This is a genomic window from Chelatococcus caeni, assembly GCF_014196925.1.
GTDB classification, from domain to species: domain Bacteria; phylum Pseudomonadota; class Alphaproteobacteria; order Rhizobiales; family Beijerinckiaceae; genus Chelatococcus_A; species Chelatococcus_A caeni.
Map to the genome: position 1 here is coordinate 19,805 of NZ_JACIEN010000012.1, position 26,192 is coordinate 45,996.

Below are 26,192 nucleotides of genomic sequence, written 5' to 3' on the forward strand. Positions count from 1 at the left end.
ACGCCGTCAAGTATCGGCGGCTTAAACTACCGCCGAGCGGCGGCGCTCTAAGCGCCGCCGTCGAATTTCATCACTGGGATGCCGAGCTTGCGGGCTTTGTCCGCGAGGTTCTCCTGGATCCCGGTGCCGGGGAAGACGAGGACGCCGATCGGCAGGACCTCCAGCATCTGGTCGTTGCGCTTGAAGGGCGCGGCCTTGCCGTGCTTGGTCCAGTCGGGCTTGAAGGCGACCTGCGGCACCTTGCGGTTATCCGCCCATTTCGCGGCAATCAGTTCGGCGCCCTTGGGCGAACCGCCGTGCAGAAGCACCATGTCGGGGTGCTTGGCATGGACCTGATCGAGCCTCGCCCAGATCAGCCGGTGATCGTTGAAGTCGAGCCCACCGGTGACGGCGACCTTGGGACCGGCCGGCAGCATCACCTCGGTTTCCGCCCGGCGCTTTGCGGCAAGGAAGTCGCGGCTGTCGATCATCGCGGCGGTCAGATTGCGATGGTTGACCATCGAGCCGGAGCGCGGACGCCAGGGCGTGCCGGTGTGGCGCTCGAACTGCTCGGCGGCGACATCGCGGAAGAGCTCCATGCTGTTGCGCCGCTCGATCAGGGTCTGGCCCTCTGCCGTTACGCGCTCCAGATCGACGGACTTCACCTCGCTGCCATCCTGTTCTCGTTGAAGGCGGCGCTGTGCCTGCTCGTTGTCGTCGAGCTCGCGTTCTACCCGGTTGGCGGCGCGGTGGAAGAGATTGACGGTCGACCAGAGCAATTCGTCGAGGTCGGGTTCGAGGCGGGTGTCGCACAGCGTGACGATCAGGGCATCGAAGATGTCGGCGACCGCGCCGGCGACGGCATTGCCTTCGGGAAGCGGCCTCGGATCGGCTTCGTCCTGAAACGGGCGCCAGCCATAGAGCTGGAGTTCGGTGAGGACATGATCGGTGGGGGAAGAGGTGTGGACCGGTTCGAAACCTGCATCTTCGTCTTCGTGCAACATCGGGTGCTTCCTTCGTTTGAAGCCGCGCCCATCGCGGCCTTCGCAGGCGTCGAAAGCCCACGGGCGGGACGGGCTGGCAGTCCTCGCGCTCGCGCGAGGGTCTTGATGGCCGTGTCCGGCTAATTTGCTTCGCGATGCAAAGGCGAGGCTCGTCCTCGCCGGCGGAAATTAGCCGGACGCGGCCATTGCCTGACCGGCGCGTTTGTGGGCCGATCGCCCTCTCGAGAAGGCCGTGGGCGCTGCCTCCACGACAGGCAGGAATCGCACCGATGTCCGAAGACGGCAGGTGAAGATGGACGGTCGGCGCGCGTCTTCTCCTGCCGATCTCCCTCAGCCCTCCATGAACCGGGCGACATCCTCAGGAAGAAGCTGGTCCTTCAAGGCCGCCCGCAAGGCATCGGCGCCGGCTTCGCGCAGATCCTGGTTGAAGTCCCCACGCATTGGCGACAATCCAACGGCTTCGATGCCGACGCTTTCAGCTCTGGCGATCAGGCTGTCTCTCGCAACGTCCCCCGCCGGGTCGCGATCTCTGAGGACATAGAGCCTCCGCAGCGACGTCGGGAACAGGATGGCGGCGAGGTGTGCGGCCGAGAGTGCTGCCAGCATCGGCATATGGGGCAAGACCATGCGGGGTGATAGCACGGTCTCGATCCCTTCGCCGGCGGCGAGCACCTCACCGGTGATCCCGAAACGGACCGCATGGCCGAGAAGATCGCCCATCGCCCGCCGCGGTGTCTCGACAGGCGCCTTGTCCAAGCCGTCCGGGTTGAGCCAGGTGCGATGCGCGCCGGTCTGTCGCCCGGCAAGATCGGTGACGGCAGCGACGATCGCCGGCCAGGTCTCAGTGGGCGAATGCTCGTCAGGCCGATAATAGCAGCGCGGATGGAAGCGCAGACTTCCGGTTCCGTGCAAAGCCGTAATGCCGCGATTGCGGAAATACGTTTCTGCAAGTGTGCCGCTGATCGGCTGCGACATGGCGAAAAGCCGCCGCGACGCTTCCGGCGACCCAGATGCTGCGGGATGGATATGAGCGTTCCGTGGTCTTTCCTGCGGTTCGGGATGCGGGAGAGAGAGGAAACGCCGTGCTTCTTCGGCCACGTCCTTGAAGTCTACCAGGCCCAGCGTCTCGCGGATGACGTCGAGCAGGTCGCCATGTTCGCCGGTTGCGGCATCGGTGAACTTACCGGCCGCGCCTTTGCCGGTTTCCGGGCCGGTAAGACGGACGAACATGGAGCGGCCGGGCGCGTTGCGGACATCGCCCACTACCCAGTAGCGACCGGCACGGTTGCCCGAGGACAGGTAATAGCGGCACACCGCCTCGGCCTGCCGGCCGAGACGGATCGCGAGGTCCGAGGCATCGTGACGCACCATTACGCGGCCTCCCGTTCGCCGACGCGCTCGACCGGATAGCGGTCGAGCAGCCTGGCGAGGACAACCGGTCCGTTGTCAGCGACCGGAACGAACATGCGCAGCTTCCAGGAGATGATCTCGTGGAAGAGGCCATAGGCGGTGAGACGCTCGCGCATGGTGTCGTCGAAGCCGGTGAGCTCGATCCGGTTGGCGCCCATGACGCGGCTGCGGCGAAGCTGCAGACCCTCGGCGAGGTCGAGGATCGTGCGGCCATCCATCAGTGCCATGAACGCATCGTCCGGCGCGAGCGAAGTCGTTCCGGTCGCGGTTGCATTGGCGGCCCAGGCCGGCGAGACCTTGCGACCGATGATCCGCTCGCCTTCATCGGTTTGGAGCCGATAGACGCGGGTGGATTCGTTGGGCAGCCGCTTCCAGATCGGCAGCAGCAGGCCGGTGACGATATGGATGGTCGAGTCGGAGAATTCCGGCACCTCCGCGACCTCGGCATTCCAGGCCTCGGCGAAGACATCATTGCCCGCTTCGATCCAATGGGTCTCGCCCATCATCCGGACCGGGACATTGTGCGCCTCCATCGGACGGAGCAGACGAACGCGGCGTTCGACCTCGCCATCGTCGAGCATGACGCTGGTGGTCGGGATCTGGACGGCTGCGCGCCCGGATCGCTCGTTGATCAGGAGCTTCGCGCGGGGATCGCCGAGGTGATCCAGAGCGGCAGTGAGCGTGACCGGATGGTTGCGCTCGCGCTGTGTGATGGTGAGGAGCTGCGTCTGCGCGCCGGTGCCCGGATGCGTGTAGATGGTCTGACGGTCGGTCACCGTGAACCGCTCCGCCGTCAGCGTCTCCAGTCCGACATCATAGGTTCCAGACGCGATAGCGCCCTCGATCTTCGCATTGAGCAATTGCTCGAAAGCGGTGAAGAGGATGCCCTGAAGCTCGATGGTGAGTGCGAGCAGTCGATTGAGGAAGGTCGTGATCGGCGGCAGATCGTCCTTGATGCCGGTGGAATCCATCAGCTTCAGGCCGGTGGCGGCTTCGAAACGGTCGAGCGAGCAGCCCTCGACCTTGCCGCGCACCAGCAGCAGATAGAGCTGGCGCAGCGCATCGCGGGCATAGTGCGACTCCAGATTGTCCTCGGGCCGGAAGAGACCCTGGCCGCCGGTCTGGCGCTGGCCGCGCGTGATCGCGCCCAGCGTGTCCAGGCGGCGGGCGATGGTCGAGAAGAAGCGCTTTTCGGCCTTCACGTCGGTCGCGATCGGCCGGAACAAGGGCGGCTGCGCCTGGTTCGTCCGGTGCGTTCGGCCGAGCCCCTGAATGGCGGCATCCGCTTTCCAGCCGGGTTCGAGCAGATAATGGACGCGCAGCCGCGTATTCCGCGCTGACAATTCGGCGTGGTAGCTGCGGCCGGTCCCGCCGGCGTCCGAGAAGATCAGGATGCGCTTCTGATCATCCATGAAGGCCTGCGTCTCGGCGAGATTGGCGGCCGCCGCACGGTTCTCGACCACGAGTCGATCGACACCGCCCGGGCTCGTTTTTCGGATGATCCGGCGCGATCGGCCGGTGACCTCGGCGACGGTATCAATCCCGAAATGCTGGACGATCTGGTCGAGCGCGCCCGGCACGGGTGGCAGGCTGGCGAGCTTCTCGATCAGCGCGTTGCGCCGGGCGACCGCCTCACGACTTTCGACGGGCTGGCCATCACGATAGACCGGACGCGACGATAGATTGCCCTCGCTGTCGGTGAAGGGCTCGTAGAGCTGCACCGGGAAGGAATGGGCAAGGTAGTCAAGGACATATTCCCTCGGCGTGATGTCGACGCGGACGTCGTTCCACTCCTCGGTCGGAAGCTCGGCGAGCCGTCGCTCCATCAGCGCTTCGCCGGTGGAGACGATCTGGATGACGCCGGCATAGCCTTCCTCCAGATCGTGCTTGATCGACCGGATCAGGGTCGGCGTCTTCATCGACGTCAGCAGATGGCCGAAGAAACGCTGCTTGGCGCTCTCGAAGGCCGAGCGGGCTGCCGACTTCGCCTGCCTGTTCAGCGTGCCCTCGGTACCGGTGATGTTGGCCGCCTCCATGGCCGCGTCGAGATTGTTATGGATGACCGCGAAGGCCCCGGCATAGGCGTCGTAGATGCGGGTCTGCTCCGGCGTCAGCGTGTGCTCGACCAGCTCATATTCGACGCCATCGAAGGAGAGCGAGCGGGCGGTATAGAGGCCGAGCGCACGCAGGTCGCGTGCCAGCACCTCCATGGCGGCGACACCGCCAGCTTCGATCGCCTCGACGAACTCGGCGCGCGTCGAGAACGGAAAATCCTCGCCGCCCCACAGCCCGAGCCGCTGGGCATAGGCGAGATTGTGAACCGTGGTGGCGCCGGTCGCCGAGACATAGACGACGCGCGCGTTCGGAAGTGCGTGCTGGAGCCGTAGGCCCGCACGGCCCTGCTGCGAGGCGGCGATGTCACCGCGTTCTCCCTTGCCGCCACCGGCGTTCTGCATCGAATGCGCCTCGTCGAAAATGATCACTCCATCGAAGTCGGAGCCCAACCATTCGACGATCTGCTTGACGCGCGAAACCCTCTCTCCGCGATCGTCGGAGCGTAGCGTGGCGTAGGTTGTAAATAGGACGCCTTCCGCCAGCGAGATTTGCTTGCCTTGCGGGAAGCGCGACAGCGGCGTGACCAGCAATCGCTCCATGCCGAGCGCCGACCAGTCGCGCTGCGCGTCCTCCAGAAGCTTGTCCGACTTCGAAATCCACACCGCCCTGCGGCGGCCCTGGAGCCAGTTGTCGAGAATGATCGCGGCGGACTGACGGCCCTTGCCGACGCCGGTGCCGTCACCGATCATGAAACCGCGGCGGAAGCGGACGGCGTTCTTCGCATCCTCGCGCGCGGCGGTGACGACATCGAAGGTGTCGTCGATGGTCCAGGACCCGGCGAGATAGTTGGAATGGGCCTCGCCGGCATAAACCACGGTCTCAAGCTGGGCGTCGGAGAGCAGCTCATGGACATTGGCAGGGAGCCGCGGGCGGTAGCTCGGCTTCGGCGGCGCGACGCTGGCCATGGCCGCCGACTGCACGAGCTTGGTCGGGTGCGCCTGAGAGCCGGCGATACGGATCGCTTGAAGTCCGTATTCCTCATAGATGGCATCGGAGAGCCGGCCTGCTTCGCCGTCCTGCCAGTCGACGGTCTCATAGGCAAGCGGCAGACCCTCGGGCTCCGCCATCGGCGCGGCTGGAGCGGCTTTGGCAGCACGGTTCAGATAGCCGCGTACACTGCGGGGCGTAGACACGGCCGGTACAGGAACGACAACGGACGGAGCGACCGGAGGCCGTGCCGGCAGGAGCTCGTCCAACCAGCCCATCAGCGTGGCGGTGTCGGAGGCGACGCCGGGGGAAGCTGGAAAAGATGACGGGTCGTCGGCGGGCAGCTTGTCGATGACGGTCAGGCGCGTGTCGATGGTCGTGCCGTGCTTGGCATAGACCGAGCCGTCGATTGCCGCCGAGAAGACGATGCGGCCGCGCTCCTGCAGACGGGCGAAAGCGGAAGCCCAGGCCGGATTGTCGGGCGCGAAGCCGGCGCCGGTGATCGTCACAAGCCGTCCGCCGGGAGCGAGACGCGCGAGCGCCGAGGCCACATGGCGGAAGGCGGCATCCGCGACGCGACCCTCGACATTGGCCATGACGGAGAATGGCGGATTCATCAGCACCACGCTTGGCGCCACGGCCGGATCGAGATGATCGTCGATCTGGGCGGCGTCGAAGCGCGTGACGGAAACGGCCGGAAAGAGAGAAGAGAGAAGACCGCCGCGCATCTCGCCGAGCTCGTTGAGCATGAGGGTGGCGCCGGCGATCTCGGCGAGGATGGCGAGCAGGCCGGTGCCGGCCGAAGGCTCCAGCACACGGTCGGCCGGTGTGATGGCGGCGGCATTTGCCGCGACCAGGCCGAGCGGGATCGGGGTGGAGAATTGCTGGAAGGTCTGAGCTTCCTCGGAGCGGCGCGTGTGCGTCGGAAGGAGGCTGGCGATTTTCGTCAAAGCGGAAAGGCGAGCAGCCGGAGACGCGGCTTTACGGAAAAGCGCCGTTCCGTACTTGCGCAGGAAGAGGACGGTTGCGGCCTCGCAGGCCTCGTATGCCGTTTTCCAGTCCCAAGCGCCGGTGGCGTCGGATGCGCCGAAGGCGCTTTCCATCGCGGCGCGCAGCGTGGCGGCGTCGATGCGCTGGCCGCGTTCAAGATGGGGGAGCAACAGGCCCGCCGCCGCGAAGACGGGAGCGGATGTGTCAGCGTCGGAGGCGAGCGGAAGCAGCGCGGCGGCCGAAGCCGCGGCGAATGGAGAAATCATGTTCATGAAGAAGACCTCGGGAGAGCAGAACGGGATCGAGCCCGCGCAGCGCTCTCTCTCGACCGCACAGGCTCAAACCCGTCCCGGCCTTCCTCTGGCTCTAGGAACGGCGTCGGAGTCCGCGCCGCTTGAACCGGAGGCCAGCAAGGAGTATCTTACGTTTGTCTTACATCTGAAAGGTTCGGGCCTATGGCCAACGCAGAGAAGCTCATCACCACGGTTTCCACCAAGGGACAGGTCATTCTGCCGAGCGCCATTCGCCAGCGGCGGGAATGGCAGGCGGGAACACGGCTGACCGTCGAGGAGACGGCCGAGGGCGTGCTGTTGAAGCCTGCGCCAGCCTTCGCGGAGACGCGGCCTGAAGACGTCTTTGGCGTGCTGCCTCACAAAGGCAAGCCGAAGAGCCTCGAAGAGATGGATGCTGGCGTGCTCGCCGAGGCCAGGCGCCGGCATGCTCGCGGTTGATACGAACCTGATCGTCCGCTACCTGACCGGCGATCATCCGAAGCAATCCCCACGCGCACGCGCACTCATCGATGGCGAACCCATCTTCGTTGCGGCCACGGTCATCCTTGAAACGGAATGGGTGTTGCGCAGCACCTATGCCTACCGGCCGGCGGACGTCGCACGCGCATTGCGCGCGTTCGCAGGACTCCCCACGGTAACGATCGAGGATGGAGCCGTCGTCGCAACCGCGCTCGATCTGGCCGAGAAAGGCATGGACTTCGCGGACGCGCTGCATCTCGGCAAATCCACGCATTGCTCGGGCTTCGCGACCTTCGACCGGAAGTTCGTCAAGGCGGCCAGGGCGAGCGGCCACGAGAGCGTGCGGGAAGCGTGACTGCTGCCGGCGGACAGCCGAGCGGAGTGCGCTCTCATCCGTCGCCCGTTTCCGGCCCGGCTTTGGTGCTTGCCGCGGCCGTTCTATGGGGGACAGTCGGCATCGCTTCGCGGCTGCTCTACGGGATCGAGGACATCCCGCCGCTGGTCGTCGGCTTCTTCCGCCTCGCGCTGGCCGTCCCGCTACTGGGTCTCTGGTGCTGGTGGCGGCTCGGTCCGGAGACCTTCCGCTTCGACGGCAGCGACCGCCTGCGCATCGCCGGAATCGGGCTCACCATGGCGGCCTATCAGGCGTGTTATTTCCAGGCCGTCGCCGATGTCGGCGTTGCCCTGGCAACCCTTATCACCATTTGCTCGGCGCCTGTGATCGTCGGCATTCTGGCGATCATCCTGTTACGCGAGAAGGTATCCCGCACGGTTGTCACCGCGCTGGGGCTTGGCCTGATCGGCACCATTCTGCTGATCGGCACGCCGCCAGCCGAAGACGCCGATCCGGCGGGCATCTTATGGGCATGTGGCTCCGCGCTCTCCTATTCCGGCTTCGTGCTGCTGAGCCGAAGCCTTGCCGGTCGACACGATCCCGGAAAGATCATCGTCACAGGATTCGGCGCGGGTGCGGTGATGCTGCTGCCGCTCGCCATTGCGGCCGGGATGACGCCGGGCGTTTGGACAGGACAGGTCTGGGCCGCACTTCTCTATATGGGCCTGGTTCCGACAGGCTTGGCCTATGTGCTCTATTTCCGCGGGATGAAGGCGACGCAGGCCACGCCTGCCAGCATCATTGCGCTGGCCGAGCCGCTCACGGCGACGACGCTCGCCTTCGCTCTGTTTGGCGAGACACTCGGGCCGTCCGCCATAGCCGGTGCCATCTTGCTGATGGTGACGATGGTGCTGCTGGTCCGAAGTCGGCCGCGCCCCGGTTCGTGAAGGCGGTAGTTTCGCGACCAGTTCAGTTGCTCGATGCAGTCGAGCGGCGCCTGCTCACAATGGCATGAATTGTGGCTGCTCGTGGATCAGTCTTCGGCGGAAGCGCTCTGCCGATCCTTGTACCACTGGAACAAGGCGGCCTTGTCTTCCTCGGGGCTGATATATCCTGTTCGTGCCCAGGTGAGAAGTAACAGGGCTTGTCCGCACAATTGTTTGGCATGTTGCTGGAGCCGTTCGTGCGCATTGGAGGGGAAAAGACGCGAGCACCTTTCAACATGCTGGTCGCGCACGCTCTTGCACTGTCCTTCAAGGCGGTCCTGTTTCGATTACCTCAGGCATCGGGATCGCCTCCGTCCAGAACCTCGGCGAGCCAACCGTCGGTATAGGTCCAGGCGACCGTCTCACCGGTTGCAAGGTCGAGCACATGCGCGCCGCCACCAAAGGCGTTGATGCAGGGTTTCGAGCAGGTGTTGGCGTACTGAAAGCCCCAGCGGCCTGTCAGCCTGAACTCCTTGGCGCAAAGCTTGACGAACTGGATCAGGCGTTCGGGATCGCCGGTGACGTCATCACGCATCCAGAGCTGTGTGCCGCCATATTCGGGCTGGATCGACACGAGGAAGCTTTCGGATGGCGGATCTTCTGAGGCGCCTTCCTCCTGCATGCGATTGTAGAGCTCGAGCGCGCGCGCTGCGTTTTTGGGCGTGCGGACGTTGAGCAGGCAGGAGAAGTGCGTGAAATAGTCGGCCATGACAGGCTCCTGAAACGAGAAAGCCCGGCGCGAGGCCGGGGCGGGGATCGGGAATTGCGGTGCGGGTGGGTCAGAGGCGACAATGCACCACCAGCTGCTGGGCATCGGCATGGTCGCGAAGCATCTTGCGATAGAAGCGCTTGCGCGCATCCCGCACGGCCGGATCGCGCTGGGCCGATTGAGCCAGCTTTCGGCGTGCCGCGCGGATCACCGTGCGATCGCTGTCCCACACGAGGACATCGAGGCGCAGATAAGTGGCATACATCGGGCGCCTCCTAGATGTTGGTGCGTTCGCACAGGGCGTCGATCTGGGTGAGATCGAGGCCGGCGTGAGCACCGTCATTGGTGAGGATGCTTCTCAGCTGCGGGTCGATGTGTTCGCCGGCGAGTGCGAGTTGAAGGAGGCGAAGGCCCGCCAGCAGGGCATCGCGCTCCTGAGAGGTGACGCTGATGAACAGAAACGCCTCGACGGTCTCGCCATCTTCGAGCGGACGAACGCCGTTATGCTCGTCGATTTCGTAGTCATCGAATTCCTGCACGTAGCGGGTGGCTAGCCATTCGCCCTCGACGATGGTTTCGTAGTAGACAAAGGCGTCATGGCCTTTGCTGACGACAAATTTCGGCATGGGAGACTCCGTAGGTGAATGCCCGGCAGGAGGCCGGGATGAATGGTGATCGTGGGAGGGGAAATCACGCGGCCTGCGGGAGCCGCAGCAGCTCGCAGGCAGTCTCGCGCCAGCGGGGATCGACCAGCCTCGCTTCGAGTAGGGTAGCCTGGAAGCGGAAATCGCGGGCCGCTGGGTGATCTCCGTGGCCGGCGGCGGCGAAGGCCCTGCCGCGCAGGTGGCTGGCTTCGACGACAACGAGTGTAGCTTCGGCCTTGCTGGCGACAGGCTGCTGCCAGAGGATTATGCCGGCGCGGATTTCGCCGGCGATGACGAGGCCAAACCCGCTGTCTTGAATAACGATCAGCCGTGGCCTGAAGCGTAGCGTATTGTCCGGTGTGACCCGGATGTCACCGTGCGAGACCCGCATTGCGGCAACGGCCATGGCATCCTGCGGCGATGAGGCTTCACCGATCGGGATGCTGCGGTCGACGCAATCTGCTTCGGTGGCGCCGTCATAGCTGACCGTGCCGAGGCAGGCGACACGCAAGGGGCGCTTCTGCGTGTGCTCAAGTCTGGGAAGCACCCGTTCGGCAAGAATTTTTCCGATTGGGGCGAAGGTGGTTTGATGTGCAAGGGCCATCGGCTGACGCTCCGTGACGGGCGCCGGGAGCCTCTCTCTCCGGCAACCAACCCGTCATGGCCCTCGCAACCGTCCTCTCGCTCTTTAATCCGGCGTGAGAGTCGGTTTCTTCGATCGGAGCCATTTGATCGTTCCGACGCCATTTGGGCGTGACGCCGGGCGCGTTCGCCCGGGCATCGATGGCAACGTGAGCGCATGTCGCGGCAGCAAATCCGGCTGATTGGGATCGCACCCCGCGCCGGCGCGGCTGTGCCCAAGGCCCGGGCGCAGGTTGCTTTGGGCCGTTGATGTGAGGCGCATGCGCCTCACTGCCAGGGATCGATCTCAAATTCGACCATGTCCTCATCGCCGTCGAATTCGCCGGCGGGGCAAACGCCGTGGGTTCCGTCCCCGGCCTGGAACACGACGATCGAGACCATCAGGGTTTCGGCGAGGCTGGCGGCGAAAGCGGTGGCATCTGCATAGGACATTGTTCCGGCTCCTGTCTTTGGAGGCGGGGGACCATCTCCCGCGCGACAGGCGCCCGAAGTGTCTGACCGGATCTGCAATCACCCTCGCGCGTTCGGCTCGTCCGAATCCGCGAGGGCGGCACGCTCGCGTAAGCCGACCCCTCCGGGGTTGATTGACGAAGAGACGGTTCGGACCAAGGTTCGCGAATGGAAGCGGGGGTGGTGCTTTGCATCTGACTGGAAGCCGGCACCCGTCGCAGGTGCCAGCGCCTTCGCTGCCAGCCTCCCCCAGGCCGGTCTTATCAGATCGGTGTTGCAGGCCGCGGAAGCCGTCCCGCGCCCGGACAAACGATGGCGGCCCATGCAAACTGGAACGCGACCTCTGGCAGGATTAACGGCTGTACTCAGCACGATAGGGCCTGACATAGCCAAACGGGCCGAAACGGATCAGCCCCAAAGCCGGTCCGCGATCTCTCGGGCGACCATAACGCGAGCCTTCAGAAGCAGATCGCCGCCGCAGGTATCGATATGGCCGTAGAACCGCGCCCGGCCGCCGTTCGCACTCCAGTCGGCATAGTGGCAGTATTCACGGGCATCGAGCCGAAAAGCCCGCATGTCGCCGGCCCAATGCGGCTTCGGCTCCACAACGACGGTGACGCCACCACGGGTTTCCGCCCACGGAAGCGAGCGCTCCGGGGGAGGATTGCGGCGGTCCTCGGCGAATATCTCCTCCACCGTCATCATGCTGCGCCCCCGCCTTCGCTGTTCGGCAGAAAGCCGGTTGGATCGTCAGGGTCGGGCGGCAGGTAGGCGTCATAGGGATCGCCGTCTGCAAGATGGCCGAACGGCGTCATGACGTAATCGCCGTCGTCCGCGCGCCCCACGGCGCACAGGACATAGCGCGGCTCGCGGGTGACGGCATCCAGGCACTTCATGAGTGCGAGATTGCCGTCGCCCGCCGCGCGCAGCAGGGTGTTGAAGTTGGTGCGGGCGTAATCGGGAATGGCCATGGGTTTCTCCTGAAAACGAAAATGGCCCGCGGTCGTTCGACGGCGGGCCAGGTAGACGGGATTGAGCGACGGTCAGGCGGCAGCGCGGCCCTCGACGACATCGGCACCGACCTCATCGGCCGTGACGTCCTCAAGCCGGGCACGGCTGTATCCGGTCTTCGCCAGCCAGAGTTCGGCAGCTTCACGACTCTCCGCCAGATGCAGCAGTTCGACGTTGTCGCCGACATCCTGCACGACGCGGACCTGACCGACCCTCGGGCGCTCGACGACCCGGAAGGTCAGGTCGCTGTCGATGCCATAGGTGCGCATGACCGTAACGAGGATGATGCCGCCCTGACCGAAATTGCCTTCATGCAGGGTGAAGCATGGCGGGGTTGTGTAGGTCGGGCGCTCGCGCGCGGGCTCCTTGCGCACGAGACGGCCGACACCGTTGCGACGTTCCCAGGCTGCCAGCTTCTTCGTGAAGCGGGCGGGTGGCTTGGGCTCTCCGTCGGCATAGGCAATCAGCGAGCCGAGCGGAGCTATGTCGAGGACAAGGGAAGCGGACATTGTTGGTCTCCTGAAACGAAACCAGCCCAGCGGAATGCCGGGCCTAGCGAGTGGAAAGTGAGGAAAAAGACGGGGCGACCGGAGCCGCCCCGCAGATGCGTGTCACTCAGCGGCGACGAGAACCGCCGGCTCGTCGGTGCCGTCAGTCGCATCGTGCTCGTCGTCGCCAGCGAGGAAGTCTGGCAATGCCTCACCGTCGTCGTGCTCGGCCGAAAGCTCCGCTGGCTCTTCCGCGACCAGGCGCAGCGGCTCGGGAAGCCAGCCGGTATCGGCCAGCAGGCGTTCGGCCTCCCTGGCCATGTCGCCCTTCTTGAGATGGTCGATCAGCTCGGCCGCGCGCTCGCCCGCCCCCTCGCGCACGGCTTCGAGGATGCGAGGCTTGGTGACGCGGCCGAGATAGTTCTCGACCGTCGGCCTCCAGCCTGCTTCCACCATGTCGAGTTCGACAGCGCGTGCGAGACGATCGGCCTCGGCAAGACGCTGCTGGATGCCGTGCACGGTGACGGTGCCGCCGCCGTAGCGATCGGCCTTCTCGTAAAGGGCGTTGACCCCGAAAGCCGCGCAATGCGCAAAGAGCGCCGCCTGCTCGGTGCCTTCGAGAGAGATCAGCCAATCCCAGAGGGAGGCCTCGTCGATCGGCATGCGCGCCTCCCATGCCTTGTGGCGCTCCTCGATGGCCTGCGCCGCCGGGGTGTCCTTCAGGCCCGGCGCTTGCAGGGAGAAGCCGGTGTTGCGCACCGAGACTTCCATGGCCGGGCTGTAGGAGGTGTAGCGGGAGAAGACGTCCCGGCAGAACTTGTGCAGCACGGCCAGGAACGCGACGGACGGGTTGTTCGCCAGCCTGTCGCGCAGCGCAAGTGTCCGCTCGGCCGTCAGCTCCGTCACCAGGCGTTCCGGCAGCGGCTTGATGACGTCGCCTTCGTCGTCATCCGTGTCCGTCGGCTGGCTGCCGATGGTGATTGCGGCGCGCCGAGCCGAAGGATCGACATCGGCGTCAACGCGGTCGATGTCGGCCTCGTCACCGGTCCCGGAGTCGTCGCCCTCGACGGCGGCTTCGGGCTCGTCCTCGGGACGGACATAGCCGCGATCGACGACGAGTTGGCCGTCCCGGTCGATACTGAGGAAAACGCCGGCGCGGGCGATCTCGTCCGGATCGAAGCTGACGGGGCGGTTCTCGAAGGCGTCGAGGGCGGCCTCGATCTCGGCGAGACGCTGATCCACCTCTTCGGGCAGATCGTCGGCCTCCGCATATTCCGATTCGAGATCGTCATACTCATTGCGGAGAGCCTCGCGGGCCGCCCGTTCGTCTTCGGTGAGGTCCTGCGCCGTGCCGGTCAGCTTGCGCAGGCCGCTGGCATGGCCGTAGGGGAGTTCGACCGAAGCGTCGATCCACTTCCAGCCCTGGTCGGCAATCTCGTCGGCCATCACCTTCAGCTTCTCGTCAACCAGGCGGTCGAGCAGGGAGACGTCCTGCAGCCAGCCGTCATTGTCGTGGGAGAAGAGATCGCGCAGAATCGCGCCGCCCGCCGCCTCATAGGCTTCGAGGCCGATGAAGCGGGCGCGCTTGTCGGACGCCGGGACGGTGGTTTCGGTCAGCATGCGCCGGATCTGCCACGGCTCCTTCTGCCAGGAATTGCGGATGCTCTCCCAGACCTGTTCCTGACGGGCATGGTCGGGATTGACGGTGAAGGCCATCAGCATCTCCAGCGTCATGCCGTCCTCGGCATAGACGTCGAGCAGCACGGGAGAGACGGTGGCGAGGCGAAGCCGCTGCCTGACGACCTGAACCGTGGTAAAGAAGGCGGCCGCGATCTCCTCTTCGGTCATGCCCTTGTTGCGCATGTCGAGGAAGGCGCGGAACTGGTCGAGGGGATGCAGAGCCACGCGCTGGGTGTTTTCGGCCAGGCTGTCGTCCTCGGCGAGGATCTGCGTCGAGGGATCGCGAACGACGCAGGGCACCGGCGCGGTCTTCGCGAGACGCTTCTGCTTCACGAGGATCGCCAGGGCCTGATAGCGGCGGCCGCCGGCCGGCACTTCGTACATGCCGGTCTCGTTGCCGTCGGCATCGAGCACGGGGCGGACATTGAGGCTCTGGAGGAGCGTGCCGCGGCGGGCGATGTCCTCAGCCAGTTCCTCGACTGAAACGCCGGCCTTGACGCGCCGGACATTCGACTGGCTGAGAACGAGCTTGTTGAAGGGAATGTCGCGCGAGGGCGACAGGGTGAGTTTCTGAGCGGCAGTAGCCATCAGGGTAGTCTCCGCGACGGGCGCCGAGAGCCTCTCTCTCCGCTTCCGACCCGTCGCGAAAACACCTTCCCTCCTCTGACTCTGCGGGCAGCGCGGTCGGCTTCCTGTGACTGGAAGCCACCGGGAAACCGCGTGCGGAGAAGCCGAGCCCGTCAGGCTGTCCGACAAGCAATCAGATTTCGCCTCGGGCGCGCAGACTGACCTCCCGGCCGATACCGACGATGATGTGGTCATGCAGCGTTACGCCCAGAACCTTGCAGCCCTTCTGGATTTCCTTCGTCATAGCGAGGTCGGCGGCCGAGGGTTCGGGATCGCCGGCCGGATGATTGTGCACGATGATCAGCGCGGTCGCGTTGAGCGCCAGGCTCCGCCGCAGCACTTCCCGGGGATAGACCGGGACATGATCGACCGTGCCGATGGCGAGGCATTCGTCCGAGATGAGCCGGTTCTTTCGGTCGAGATAGAGGACATGGAAGCGCTCTACCTCTCCACGGATGGTGATGGCACAATAGTCAAGAACCGCCTGCCAGGAGGACAGGACCGGGTTCTGGTTGAGGTGGCGCAGCAGGATCTGGCGGGCCTCGTAGACGACGGCCTGCTCCTGGGCCGAGAACCGGAGAGGCTGCGGCTCGATGGTGAGTTTTCTGTGATGTCGCGTCATGTTCGGATTCCCCGACGGGCAGCCGGCCGGGTGCCGGGACTTTCACCGCGTCACGGCGAGACGCGCCGCCCTCTGCCTCGGAGAGAGCGGCGCAGGATCGCAAGCCGGAGAGCCGGAAATCAGGCTTTCCGGGTTTCCGTATCAGGGGGAGTGAGGTTGGACGCGGCGCCGCGGGCGCGGGCGTAAAGAATGCGCTCGGCCGCACGTATGCTGCCAGCCTCTCTTGCCGCGTCAGCCCAGACCGAGATCGGGAAATCCCCGGTAAAGAGCAGGTCCCGCTCGATCCCCATGCCGAAGGGCAACCGGATGGACTCCATTTCCTCCAGCGAGAAGCTGCCAAGCTCCGGATAGCCGATATCGGCGAGGCCGAACATGATGTCGCCGTCCGGATCCAGCTCGGTCGCGAGCCAGACGCCTTCGCCGAACGGATTGTAGAATTTCACGACCGGCACATGGTCGACGTCGCGCTGACGGCCATTGGCGAGCAGGCGAACGCGCAGTTCGGGTGTCAGGAGGATCATGCCGCTGCCCTCCTGTCGATGATCTCGGCATCGACGGCGGGGCTGTCAGCATCCGGAAGGAAGGACAGGATCCAGTCCGCCGCTTTGCTGGCCTGCGAGGCGGCACGGACGATGGCGCGGGAATCCTCGCGCATGACGTCGAGCCAGGAGCCGATGTAATCTGCATGGCGCACGGTCGGGACGATGCCGAGCGAAGCGCAGCAGAAAGCCGAAATCTGTTCAGCGATCATTTCTTCGAAGGCGTATTTCTTCGAGCCGACGGATCCGGAAAGATCGCGGTTGAGCCGGCTGTGATGACCGCTGGCGTGACCGATTTCGTGCAGTGCGGTCCGATGCCAGTTGATCGGCTCGTAGTAGGCTTGCGGCGGCGGCACGACCACATAGTCGTGGGCGGGAACGTAGAACGCCTTGTCGCCGCCGATGCGGAAGTCGATGCCGGTCGCCTTGATGAGCGCCTCGACCTTCGGCTCGATCAGGCCGGGTGGCGGCGGGATGGTGACGGCGATATCGTCGGGCAGCCCCTCGCATTGCGCCGTGTTGAACACGGTGAACCGTTTGAGGAACGGAACGGCCTGCGCCTCTTCTCCAGTCTCGGTGGCGCGCTTCTTCTCGTCCTCGGGAACGAAGCGGTCGGCATAGACGACGGTGGTGCCGCGCTCGCCCTTGCGCACATTGCCGCCAAGGGAAAGGGCCTGCCGGAAAGTGAGCCAGCCCTGGCCGGGGAAGCCGTGCTGGACGACGGCGCCCCAGAGGAGAAGGATGTTGATGCCGCTGTAGCTTCGGCCCGTGCTGGCATTCTTCGGCAGGCCGAGCGGGGCTTTCGCCGCAGACGTGCCCCAGGGCTGCACCCAGGGCACGCGGCCGGCTTCCAGCTCGGCGATGATCTTGTTGGTGATTTCATCGTACAGGTTCGTCCGGTCCGGGCCGGCGCGTGGGGTGCGGTCATATCTGGACATCGCGGTTCTCCGCGACGGGCGCCGAGAGCCTCTCTCTCGACCTCAACCCGTCACGGCAAACCCCCGTCCGCACTCTGACTCTCGCCGGGCCGGAGGCCCGCAAGGGCGCAGAACCGTGAAGGCGCAAAGCCGCCTTCCCGACATCCACCGACCGCAGCAGCACCACGACGCGTCAGGGATCGACGCCCGCAGGGTGAAGACCGCGCAAGCGGGGCTTCAGCGCCAGCCGAGAGCCCGGCCCGAAGGGCGACGCCATGCCTGATTCGGTCAGCCAAGCATTGGGGACAAGGCGAGAGTTCTCAAGGCAACCGAGGCCAGTTCACCCTGGATAAATCATGTCAAAATATCCGCTGATAGTGCGGATTTTTTGAGGTGAATCGCGGCTCTGTTACAATCCGTGTTGAAATATCCGCGCTAAAAGCGGATAAGAGAGCATGGTTCACGATCAGCGATCCGCCCTGTCGAGCTATGTCAGCGGCCTGCTCTCCGCGGGCCGGACGGTTTTCACCGCCGAGGAAGCCGAGGCGGCGCTCGGCGTCGGGCGCGGCGCGTTCCTGGATGCCGCCGAGCGCTTGCAGCGTCGCAAGGCCCTGCTGAACCCGCGGCAAGGGTTTTATGTCGTCGTCCCGCCGCAGTTTGCATCCTGGGGAGCGCCACCGCCGGCCTGGTACATCGACGCGCTCATGCGTTATGAGCGTCAGGCCTACTATGTCGGGCTTCTCAAGGCCGCAGAATTGCATGGCGCGACGCACCAGGCGGTCATGGAGTTCCAGGTCGTTTCGGCCAAGCGCCTTCCGAAGATCCGTGCCGGCCGCAACCTGATCGTCTTCTATTTCCGCAAGGACATGGAAGCGGTGACCGCAGGGATTGAGGGCCGCAAGACCGATACCGGTACAATGAATATCTCGTCAGCAGCTCTGACGGCTCTCGATCTGCTGCGCTATCCGAAGGCGTCCGGCGGCATCGACAATGTCGCCACGGTGCTCTCCGACCTCGCGGAGAAGATCGATCCCCAGCAACTCGCCACCCTGTCGGCAACCTTTGAGCGGCCGGTCGTGCAACGCCTCGGACATCTTCTGGATCGCCTCGGCCGCGAGGCCCTGACGACGCCGATGCTGGAGGCGCTGCAGGAACGAGGGGCTGTTCCCTGGGCCGAACTCGACCGGCAGGAGGCACGGGATCCGGACTTCGCGCCCGAACCACAGGAACGCGATTCCCGCTGGCGTGTGATCGTGCGGCGCGTGCCGGAGCTCGACGAATGATCCCGGCCCAGAACATCGTCGCCTGGGGCAATGTCGTTCCGTGGGCGGATCAGCGCCAGGTCGAGCAGGACCTCATCATCAGCCGCGCCCTCGTCGACATCTTCTCCGACGACATGCTGCGCGACGCATTGCGGTTCCGAGGCGGAACGGCGCTTAACAAGCTGCATTTTCCGGCGCCGCTGCGCTATTCGGAGGACATCGATCTGGTCCGCACCTCCGGCGGTCCGATCGGTCCGATCCTCGACCGACTGCGCGCACTTCTGGAGCCATGGCTCGGGCAGGCGCGGTTCGACCAGAGCCCCGTCGCGCCGAAGTTTCGCTTCCGGGTCGAGGCCGAGGACGGCAGCGGCGTGCCGATCCGTCTGAAGATCGAGATCAACACCCGCGAGATCGAGGTGTTCGATGCGCCGGCGGCGTTATCGCTCGAGGTCACCAATCCCTGGTTCTCCGGCGAGGCCGCCATTCCGACATTCTCCCGCGAGGAGATGCTGGCGACCAAGCTGCGGGCGTTGCTGCAGCGGGACAAGGGACGCGATCTTTACGACATTGCCCATGCTCTCGAAGTCTTCGAGGATCTCGCCATCGATCGCATCGTCGAGATGTTCGGTCGCTATCTCGCCCTTGCCGGCCAGGCGATCTCCCGCGCCGAGGCCCAGCAACGCATGTTCGCCAAGCTGGCGAACCCGCGCTTTCTGCTCGACATGCGGCCTCTGCTACCGGCGGCTCAGGTGGAGACGCTGACCGAAGCATCGACGGCGGAATCGTTTCGGCTCGTGTTCACGGCACTGGTCGATCGGCTCCCCGGTGAGCCGTGGGCGAAGACCCCCGCCATGAAGGAAAGGTTTGGAATCTTATGGTAGCCAGAAGTGTTGCCCGAACGGTGCCGCGAGAAGGACCAACGGGCGGGATAAGGGTGGATCAATACTGTCAAGTCGCTCGCGGGAATTGAGTTTCAAGCAAGAATCTATCAAGAATTTGCCATGTCAGGTACTTTGAACTCTGTATCGGTCAAAAAATCGGCACCCGAACGAGAAGTCGCCCGGGGCAACGCCAATTCTGTGCAGGACCACTCGATCTTTCCCGTGACCGGGAGCGACGACGTGATGGCGGTCGATCTTTTTTGCGGGGCCGGTGGGCTGACATATGGTCTGCAGCGTGCCGGGATCACCGTGGTCGAAGGCGTCGATATAGATGGTGCGTGCCGGTACGCTTACGAGGTCAACAACGGCTCCCGGTTCGTCCATAAGAGCGCCTTAGATTACACCGCCGCCGATGCTGCCACCGCTCTCGATGGGGCGAAGGTTCGAGTGCTAGCCGGCTGTGCACCCTGCCAGCCGTTCTCCACCTACACGCAAGGGCCGAGAGGAAATCATCGAGACAAATGGGCGCTATTGGATCGTTTCGGTGAACTCGCACGGTCGGTGCTGCCAGACATCGTATCGATGGAAAACGTAACGCCTCTGGCAGTTACCGACCGGTTCAAGTCTTTCGTTGACGAGCTCGAGGAGGCGGGCTTTCGTGTCAAACATTGGATCGTGGACTGTCGCGAGTATGGCGCACCGCAGCAACGTCGCCGTCTTGTGTTACTTGCATCGCGGCACGGTGAAATCGACATTCTGCCACCCACCCACAAACACCCAGAACAGTGGACCGCGGTGCGCGACGTGATCGGAGACATGCCCCCGCTCGGTGCCGGTGAAACCGATACAGGGGATCCGCTTCATCGTACGAGCCGGCTGTCTCCGACGAACATGAAGCGGATGCTTGCCTCGAAACCCGGCGGAACTTGGCGAGACTGGCCAGATGAGCTTCGCGCACCGTGTCACGTTCGGGAAAGCGGGAAAACGTACCCGGCCGTCTATGGGCGAATGGAGTGGGGCAAACCGGCTCCCACAATGACGGGGCAGTGCTTCGGATTCGGAAACGGCAGATTCGGTCATCCGGAGCAACATCGTGCCATCAGTCTCCGCGAAGCGGCGATTCTTCAAACCTTCCCCCGGACATATGAATTCATTGAGCCAGGCTCGGCGGTTTCCATGAAATCCGTCGGCCGAATGATCGGTAACGCCGTACCACCATTGCTGGGGGAAGTGATCGGGAAGTCGATCGTGCGGCACATTCGCGAAAAGAACATTGTCGGAAACAGCTGACGATAAGCGTGACCGCCTGGTAGGTCGCACACTCGAGGACTTGGGCGATGACGCCTATCGTCAGGACGGCGAACTCAAGCGCAGCGAAATCGACGCCACCTATCTTCGACGCGGCATCACGCCCGACGAAGCGATAGCAATCGAAAGGGCGTTGACGGCCGACAGCATAAGGATAGTCGAAGATTCGGCAGTCAGTGAGGTAACCTTCGAGGGAATTCCGTCACCGCGTGCGGGGACGGCGCTAGAGCAGCTACTGGGTCTCGCACGGAAGTATCCTTTGCTCAATGAAGCTGAGGAGCGAGAGCTCGGGTATGCCATCCAAGACGGTTTGCGGTTGCCGGATGCGGATCGGTTTTCGCCTATCGGGCAGCGTGTCCTCGCGCGGGCCGAGCAGGCGAAGGCGAAGCTCGTGACCTCCAACATTCGCTTGGTCGCCAAGATGGCCTACGACCGAAGGTTCCGATATCGAATGGATCCAGAGGATCTCGTTCAGTTCGGCTTGATGGGACTGATGAGGGCATGTGACAAGTTCGACCCGGACTGGGGCACCAGGTTCTCGACATACGCTGTATGGTGGATAAGGCAGGCGATCTCGCGCGGCATCGACGATGTGGGTTCGACGATACGCCTCCCCGTCCATATGCGCGGACAGATATCGAAATACCGACGCACGAGGCGATCCCTGGGGCTATCCACGGGCTACAGCGCTGCAGACATCCCGAAGATTGCGGAATCGCTCGGCTGGGATGAAGCCTTCACAGCGAGGATTGCGCAGCTCTCCGAGCAAAAGGTGATCTCGTACGACGTGCCTATCGACGACGAGTCCTCCACGCCGCTGCGCGAATTTATCAACGACGAAGCTCCGACTCCGGAAGAGGTTGCGATCGCCAGCGACCTCGCGGAGGTTCTCGGAGAGCTGGTAGACGGCATTGGAAACGAGCGGCTCATCGATATCGTCCGCCGGCGATTCGGAATTGACGGACCCGCCGAGACGCTCGAGCAGATTGGTCAACAGTATGGTGTGACGCGGGAACGCATACGACAGCTCGAAAGCAAGGCGCTCAGGATCTTGCGCGGACGCGCTCGCAAGATCGGCCTGCACAAGACCTTCGAAGGAGATTGAAATTGCCGCACACGGCGATCACCGACCGCTACCAGGCCGCCGAACGTTTTGTCGACTGGCTGGCCGATTTCGTCGTAGCGGATGCTACGGGAGCAAAAAAGTCGGCGCTGGAAGTGGATCCGTGTGGATTGTTCTGGCTCGGGCGCCTCGCCCCCGAAGAGGAAATCGCCGAATCCAAGCTTGGGGAACGGGCAGAGAGACTGGAGCCATGCGCCGTCGGCATGCGGCTGGGCCTCGACGCAGAATTTGGAGACATGGTGTCGTTCGACCTCCGTGCTTCGTTCGCGGTCTGGCGGAAGGAGGGCGATAGGTGGATCAAGTCCGATCCGATCGACTGCACTGAAAGCGTCAGTATCCTTCTCAATCATGGGTCTACAAATCGATTTACGACATCCATCCAACGCGAGCTCGATAGCCGCTTTCCGGACTCCGGCCTCGCCGCCGCCATTGAAATCGAGGTGGATACAAGTCGGGATGGTTTGCCGGGATTGACCGTCACCCTCGTCAATTGCTCGAAGCCAAATCAGGAACAGAAGAACGCTTTCGCCAGAGGGCGGCTGTTTCAGTGCGAACTTGAGGTTTCCGGTCTGCCGACCCGGGAGTTCATTCTCGAAGCGCTACCCGACAGCTTTCGCTATGATCGGCATGTCCCCGCGTGGGGCATCAACTGCGGGGTTTCCGTCGAGGGATCGGTTTTCACCACCGTCGATCTTCCGCGCCACGACAAGCCACGCCCTCAATTCTGGAACGCTCCTGGCCAGTCGGAAGATTTCTTTTCCTTCGAAAGGCTTGCAGACGATCCGGTCGCGCCTGGTCGCGAACTCGTCGAAGCGCTCCGGGCTTGGGGAGACGACGCATGGGACATGGAGCGTATACGATCGAGACATGCCGACTGGTCGGAGGAGATGGAACGCGAAGCGAGGCGGGAGAGGCAGGGTTTTCTCGAAGAAGTCGAGCGAATAGCTGCCGGTGTCGCGCGCCTCGAGGAAGACCAGGATCTTTGCCGCGCATTTCGTCTGATGAACGCATCTATGCTCATCTCCGCACGAGACGGCAAGGGTGGCTTCAAATACACATCGTGGCGGCCGTTTCAGATCGGTTTTCTTTACGCGAACCTGGACGCTTGCCGAAACGAGGGTGCCGACATCGTCGATATCGTCTGGTTCACGACCGGAGGCGGCAAGACGGAGACCTATCTCGGTCTCATCCTGACAGCCGCTTTCCTGGATCGCTTTCGTGGCAAGACCACGGGGGTGACGGCGTGGTCGAGATTCCCACTCCGATTGCTTTCGCTCCAACAGACGCAGCGTTTCGCCAATGCCCTGGCCGCGGCAGAGATGGTCCGCCGCAAGGAGGCAATCGAGGGGGACCCGTTTGGCCTCGGTTTTCTCGTTGGCAGTGGAGCCACCCCCAACGAGATCAAACGCGAGAGAAATCGCGATCGGCGCGGCCAATGGGACTACGAGGACGATTCGATGCCAGATCGTCTTCGCATGCTCAAGGTGTGCCCGTTCTGCCGCACAGACAGCATAGAGATGCGTTTCAATCGGCGATATTGGCGGCTGGAGCACCGCTGCACGAACTCCGACTGCGAGTGGGATATTGCGCAGCCACTTCCGATCTGGGTCGTCGATTTCGAAGTATGGCGTTATCTCCCGACGGTGATCGTCGGCACGCTCGACAAGGCGGCGGGCATCGCACTACAGGCCAACATGCGTGGGATCATCGGCCCACCTATGGGATACTGTTCCGAGCCCGAGCATGGCCACACTTATGCGACCCGATGGAGTCGTCCGAATGGATGCCTAGTGCCGGATTGCAAAGGGTCACCTAAAGGCCTCCCGATGGACCCGTCTCTCTATGGGGTGTCGTTCAGACTGCAGGACGAGTTGCATCTTCTGCGTGACAGCCTCGGAGCTGTCGACGCGCATTACGAGGCGCTCTATGACCACTTGCAGCGACACCTTTCGGGAACGCGGCCCAAAATACTGGCTTCGTCCGCCACGCTGAGCGGTTACGAAAGACAGAGCGAAGTCCTATACGGCAAAAAAGCACGTGTGTTTCCGTATCCAGAGCCCCAGATAGGAGAAGGCTTCTGGTCCCGGGAGACGGACAAGCGAATGCGCTCCTACCTTGCTGTTTCGCCACGCGGGCAGACCGTCGAGTTCGCAGTCGACCGCATGATGATCTCGCTGCAGTCAGCAATCCGCGAATGGCTGCGAGATCCGCGCGGCGTCGCAGAGAAGATCGGTGTCGATCCGTCGCTCGCCGACTTCCTAGTCGACATATACGGCACGAACGTCGTGTACGGGAACACGCTGCGCGACCTCGACGCTGTTGTCCGTTCGTCTGAGACACAGTGGGAGGCTATCCCTAAGCCGGCGCCCAACGTAACCTCGATGACCGGGCGGACCCTTTTCTCGGACGTATCGGAAGTCCTCGAAAAGCTCGAACGCCCTGACGCCGAGTTCGCCAACCGACTTCACGTGGTCGCGGCATCCTCGATGATGTCGCATGGCGTGGACATCGACCGACTAAACGTGATGGTGATGCTTGGGTTACCGCACACTACGGCCGAGTTCATCCAGGCGACGGCACGTGTGGGGCGCAGGTGGCCTGCCCTCGCCTTTGTCGTGCACCGAATTGCCAGGGAGCGCGACGCCAGCGTCTTCAAAGCGTTCCCGCAGTACGTGGCTCAGGGTGATCGTTTCGTCGAACCTATACCGATCACCGGGCATAGCAGACGGGTGCTGGAGCGAACTTTGCCGGGTCTGGCCTTCGCGCGGATCCTGCTGCTTCACGAGCCCCGGGCGGGCCGCAGCATAGCGAAGGCGAAAGTCTTGCGCGATTATCTGGATGCACACCCTGACTTCTGCGAGAACGAGAGTGCCACGATCGCCGGGATGCTCGGCTACACCGATGAAATGACGGCCGATCTCTCCCAAGACGTGCGATGGTGGTACGAACGTCTCGCTGCGAATCTCGGCGATCCAGCGCACGCCAACGAATGGTCGAATTCCATGGGGCCGAAAGGTGGCCCCATGCTGTCTCTTCGCGACGTTGAGGAGCAAGTCGAGATTCGCGGAGAGGACCCGAGATGAAGGAAACCAGAAGCGCATCGCAAATCCTTTACGGTCATCTCCCGCAGCAGACTGTCGATGTCAGAGGCGGCGTTTGGAAAGTCAAAAGTTGGAAGTACAAGCCTGTTCACGAGGTCGATGCAGAGGCATTGTCAGCAGAATTGATCCGGCTTGCCGCCCCTTGGGAAGCGAGCGGTCGCGATGGGCGACTCGTGGCCAGCTTGAGAGCGGGTGCGAATGTACAGGTGCGATCGCTCGATCGGGAACTCGGAGCTTGGTTGGAGCCGTTCCCGAAGACCTGGCGGTGCAAGAACTGCTCACGACTGTTGGATAGCCCCCGGGCACGTTGCAAATGCGGTGCGATCGGGCCGCACGGGCAACTCCCTTTCGTATTGTTTCACGACGCTTGCGGGGACATACGGGAGCCCAGCTATCCGCGTTGTCCGGCTCATGACGATGTGAGGATGCGCTTGCCCGGGACGACCAGTCTGCGAGAAATCGAGCTCTCGTGCCCTGAATGCAATCGAACTTTGCGATCGAACTTCCTCTATACCAACTGCACTTGTGGCCAATCGGGCCGGAATGGCGAGAGGATGGAATTCACGGTTCACCGCAGCGCTTCCGTCTATGTCCCGAGGAGCGTCGTGATCGTGAATCCCCCGTCACGCACTCAGAGGCGGCGACTACACGCCGCGGGGGGTGGGCCGGCCGCACTGGCGTGGGTAGCGGAAGGAATGGCATCGCCTTGGGTCGATGGAGTTGCTGGCGCGAAGTCTGCGGCGCTTCGAAGAACTCTGGCAGAGCAAGGATTGACTCCGGAACAGATCGACGCCGCGCTTGCGGCCGCTGGGGTGGCAGACGACAAGCCGCGGGAGCTCCGTATCTCGCCCGAGGTTAACGATGCCGCAGAGTATGACGCTTCCGCGATCGCCCTTGCGATGTCAGAGACGAGGAAGACCATCGGAGATCTGAAGAGGACCGCCACGGGGAAGAGGCAGGCGCTTTATGACGGCCAGTACGACCATGCCTTGAAACGCGCGGGAGTGCAGAGAATCGATCTGGTGGAGCGCTTTCCGATCCTGAACGGTCAATTCGGTTACACGCGGGGCGATCACGAGCCGGGAGCGTCACGACTTCGGGCGTTCACCGAACGAGACGGTACAGTCGTGGTTTATGGGGACCTCGCCACCACGGAAGCGCTTATTACTCGGCTGGATCCGGTCCGGGTCTCGTATTGGCTACGGGAACGAGGACACGGAATCGAGGTGAAGGACAACATACGAGATGCCTACGAGGGAATCCTCGGCGCGGTGGGAAATGATCCTGAAAACTCGGCGGTCCTGTCCGACATCACGACCCTCGTTCACAGCTTTTCGCACCGAATGGTCCGACAGACCTCCTACTATGCAGGTATCGATAGGGAATCCATTTCCGAGCTCCTATTCCCCTTGGCTTTGGCTGTCGTGACATACGCCGTTCCTAGGGGCGACTTCGTCCTCGGGGGCTTACAGGCCATGTTCGAGCACGATCTGCACACGGTCTTGGATCGCGTGGTGTTGGACGAATCGCGATGTGCATTGGATCCAGGTTGTTGGGAATCGAGGCACGGGGCAGCCTGTGCCGTATGCCTTCATCTGGGCGAACCGTCGTGTCGGCTATTCAATACGCGACTCGATCGGAAGGTGCTGTTCGATACGGATGGCTACTTTCGAATGCGCAGCTGACGAGCG

General features: G+C 63.5%; 25 protein-coding genes. 10 read left to right on the forward strand and 15 right to left on the reverse strand.

Going from position 1 to position 26,192, the window contains the following annotated elements:
- Positions 1-47: 47 nt before the first annotated feature.
- From GGR16_RS25460 to GGR16_RS25470, 3 genes are all read right to left on the reverse strand, one after another.
- On the reverse strand, positions 48-983 hold the full coding sequence (locus tag GGR16_RS25460; protein WP_183318940.1) for a DUF2493 domain-containing protein: 936 nt from the start codon (positions 981-983) through the stop codon (positions 48-50).
- Between the two features lie 330 nt (positions 984-1,313).
- Positions 1,314-2,354 carry a DUF7146 domain-containing protein gene (locus tag GGR16_RS25465; protein ID WP_183318942.1) on the reverse strand — a complete coding sequence of 347 codons (1,041 nt, stop codon included), beginning with the start codon at positions 2,352-2,354 and terminating at the stop codon, positions 1,314-1,316.
- Complete coding sequence (locus GGR16_RS25470; RefSeq protein WP_246373333.1) at positions 2,354-5,713, reverse strand: strawberry notch family protein; 3,360 nt, start codon at positions 5,711-5,713, stop codon at positions 2,354-2,356. The genes GGR16_RS25465 and GGR16_RS25470 overlap by 1 nt, the downstream gene beginning before the upstream one ends.
- 273 nt (positions 5,714-5,986) lie before the next feature.
- Here GGR16_RS25470 and GGR16_RS26355 point away from each other — a divergent pair, with 273 nt between their 5' ends.
- The 4 genes from GGR16_RS26355 to GGR16_RS25485 are packed head-to-tail and all read left to right on the forward strand — an operon-like array spanning position 5,987 to position 8,458.
- Positions 5,987-6,823, forward strand: coding sequence for a hypothetical protein (locus tag GGR16_RS26355; RefSeq protein WP_246373336.1), 837 nt, complete (start codon positions 5,987-5,989; stop codon positions 6,821-6,823).
- Between the two features lie 57 nt (positions 6,824-6,880).
- Positions 6,881-7,156 carry an AbrB/MazE/SpoVT family DNA-binding domain-containing protein gene (locus GGR16_RS25475; protein WP_183318946.1) on the forward strand — a complete coding sequence of 92 codons (276 nt, stop codon included), beginning with the start codon at positions 6,881-6,883 and terminating at the stop codon, positions 7,154-7,156.
- Positions 7,143-7,532 carry a type II toxin-antitoxin system VapC family toxin gene (locus tag GGR16_RS25480; RefSeq protein WP_183318948.1) on the forward strand — a complete coding sequence of 130 codons (390 nt, stop codon included), beginning with the start codon at positions 7,143-7,145 and terminating at the stop codon, positions 7,530-7,532. Before GGR16_RS25475 ends, GGR16_RS25480 begins: the two co-directional genes overlap by 14 nt.
- Positions 7,529-8,458 (forward strand): EamA family transporter, encoded by a 930-nt coding sequence (locus GGR16_RS25485; protein ID WP_183318950.1) that lies wholly within the window; start codon positions 7,529-7,531, stop codon positions 8,456-8,458. Before GGR16_RS25480 ends, GGR16_RS25485 begins: the two co-directional genes overlap by 4 nt.
- A 331-nt stretch (positions 8,459-8,789) precedes the next feature.
- On the opposite strand, the gene GGR16_RS25490 is transcribed toward GGR16_RS25485, so the two are convergent.
- The 12 genes from GGR16_RS25490 to GGR16_RS25545 all read right to left on the reverse strand — a co-directional run bounded on the left by GGR16_RS25490 (position 8,790) and on the right by GGR16_RS25545 (position 16,847).
- Positions 8,790-9,206 carry a hypothetical protein gene (locus GGR16_RS25490; RefSeq protein ID WP_183318953.1) on the reverse strand — a complete coding sequence of 139 codons (417 nt, stop codon included), beginning with the start codon at positions 9,204-9,206 and terminating at the stop codon, positions 8,790-8,792.
- Positions 9,207-9,276: 70 nt separating this feature from the next.
- Positions 9,277-9,471 carry a hypothetical protein gene (locus GGR16_RS25495; RefSeq protein ID WP_183318955.1) on the reverse strand — a complete coding sequence of 65 codons (195 nt, stop codon included), beginning with the start codon at positions 9,469-9,471 and terminating at the stop codon, positions 9,277-9,279.
- Between the two features lie 10 nt (positions 9,472-9,481).
- Complete coding sequence (locus GGR16_RS25500; protein ID WP_183318957.1) at positions 9,482-9,832, reverse strand: hypothetical protein; 351 nt, start codon at positions 9,830-9,832, stop codon at positions 9,482-9,484.
- A gap of 64 nt (positions 9,833-9,896) precedes the next feature.
- A complete protein-coding gene (locus GGR16_RS25505) occupies positions 9,897-10,454 on the reverse strand; it encodes a hypothetical protein (RefSeq protein WP_183318959.1) in 558 nt (185 codons plus the stop codon).
- Positions 10,455-10,759: 305 nt separating this feature from the next.
- Positions 10,760-10,924 (reverse strand): hypothetical protein, encoded by a 165-nt coding sequence (locus GGR16_RS25510; protein ID WP_183318961.1) that lies wholly within the window; start codon positions 10,922-10,924, stop codon positions 10,760-10,762.
- Positions 10,925-11,350: 426 nt separating this feature from the next.
- Complete coding sequence (locus GGR16_RS25515; protein ID WP_183318963.1) at positions 11,351-11,647, reverse strand: hypothetical protein; 297 nt, start codon at positions 11,645-11,647, stop codon at positions 11,351-11,353.
- A complete protein-coding gene (locus GGR16_RS25520; protein WP_183318965.1) occupies positions 11,644-11,913 on the reverse strand; it encodes a DUF6117 family protein in 270 nt (89 codons plus the stop codon). The genes GGR16_RS25515 and GGR16_RS25520 overlap by 4 nt, the downstream gene beginning before the upstream one ends.
- Before the next feature lie 72 nt (positions 11,914-11,985).
- Positions 11,986-12,462, reverse strand: coding sequence for a hypothetical protein (locus GGR16_RS25525; protein ID WP_183318967.1), 477 nt, complete (start codon positions 12,460-12,462; stop codon positions 11,986-11,988).
- Positions 12,463-12,564: 102 nt separating this feature from the next.
- Positions 12,565-14,709, reverse strand: coding sequence for a ParB/RepB/Spo0J family partition protein (locus GGR16_RS25530; RefSeq protein WP_183318969.1), 2,145 nt, complete (start codon positions 14,707-14,709; stop codon positions 12,565-12,567).
- Positions 14,710-14,881: 172 nt separating this feature from the next.
- Complete coding sequence (gene radC / locus GGR16_RS25535; RefSeq protein ID WP_183318971.1) at positions 14,882-15,370, reverse strand: RadC family protein; 489 nt, start codon at positions 15,368-15,370, stop codon at positions 14,882-14,884.
- A 119-nt stretch (positions 15,371-15,489) separates the two neighbouring features.
- Positions 15,490-15,891 carry a DUF2958 domain-containing protein gene (locus GGR16_RS25540; protein WP_183318974.1) on the reverse strand — a complete coding sequence of 134 codons (402 nt, stop codon included), beginning with the start codon at positions 15,889-15,891 and terminating at the stop codon, positions 15,490-15,492.
- On the reverse strand, positions 15,888-16,847 hold the full coding sequence (locus GGR16_RS25545) for an ArdC family protein (protein ID WP_183318976.1): 960 nt from the start codon (positions 16,845-16,847) through the stop codon (positions 15,888-15,890). The genes GGR16_RS25540 and GGR16_RS25545 overlap by 4 nt, the downstream gene beginning before the upstream one ends.
- A gap of 434 nt (positions 16,848-17,281) precedes the next feature.
- Between GGR16_RS25545 and GGR16_RS25550 the strand changes: the two genes are divergently transcribed.
- The 6 genes from GGR16_RS25550 (at position 17,282) to GGR16_RS25575 (ending at position 26,186) form a co-directional block, all read left to right on the forward strand.
- Positions 17,282-18,109, forward strand: coding sequence for a type IV toxin-antitoxin system AbiEi family antitoxin domain-containing protein (locus GGR16_RS25550; protein ID WP_183318978.1), 828 nt, complete (start codon positions 17,282-17,284; stop codon positions 18,107-18,109).
- Positions 18,106-18,969, forward strand: coding sequence for a nucleotidyl transferase AbiEii/AbiGii toxin family protein (locus tag GGR16_RS25555; protein WP_183318980.1), 864 nt, complete (start codon positions 18,106-18,108; stop codon positions 18,967-18,969). Before GGR16_RS25550 ends, GGR16_RS25555 begins: the two co-directional genes overlap by 4 nt.
- Positions 18,970-19,089: 120 nt before the next feature.
- Entirely contained in the window at positions 19,090-20,259 is a 1,170-nt protein-coding gene (locus GGR16_RS25560; protein ID WP_210289717.1) for a DNA cytosine methyltransferase, read from the forward strand.
- Between the two features lie 40 nt (positions 20,260-20,299).
- Positions 20,300-21,382, forward strand: coding sequence for a sigma-70 family RNA polymerase sigma factor (locus GGR16_RS25565; protein ID WP_183318982.1), 1,083 nt, complete (start codon positions 20,300-20,302; stop codon positions 21,380-21,382).
- A gap of 2 nt (positions 21,383-21,384) precedes the next feature.
- Positions 21,385-24,483: a helicase-related protein gene (locus GGR16_RS25570; RefSeq protein WP_183318984.1), complete on the forward strand. Its 3,099-nt coding sequence runs from the start codon at positions 21,385-21,387 to the stop codon at positions 24,481-24,483.
- Between the two features lie 713 nt (positions 24,484-25,196).
- On the forward strand, positions 25,197-26,186 hold the full coding sequence (locus GGR16_RS25575; protein ID WP_183318986.1) for a hypothetical protein: 990 nt from the start codon (positions 25,197-25,199) through the stop codon (positions 26,184-26,186).
- The last annotated feature ends 6 nt before the right edge of the window (positions 26,187-26,192 follow it).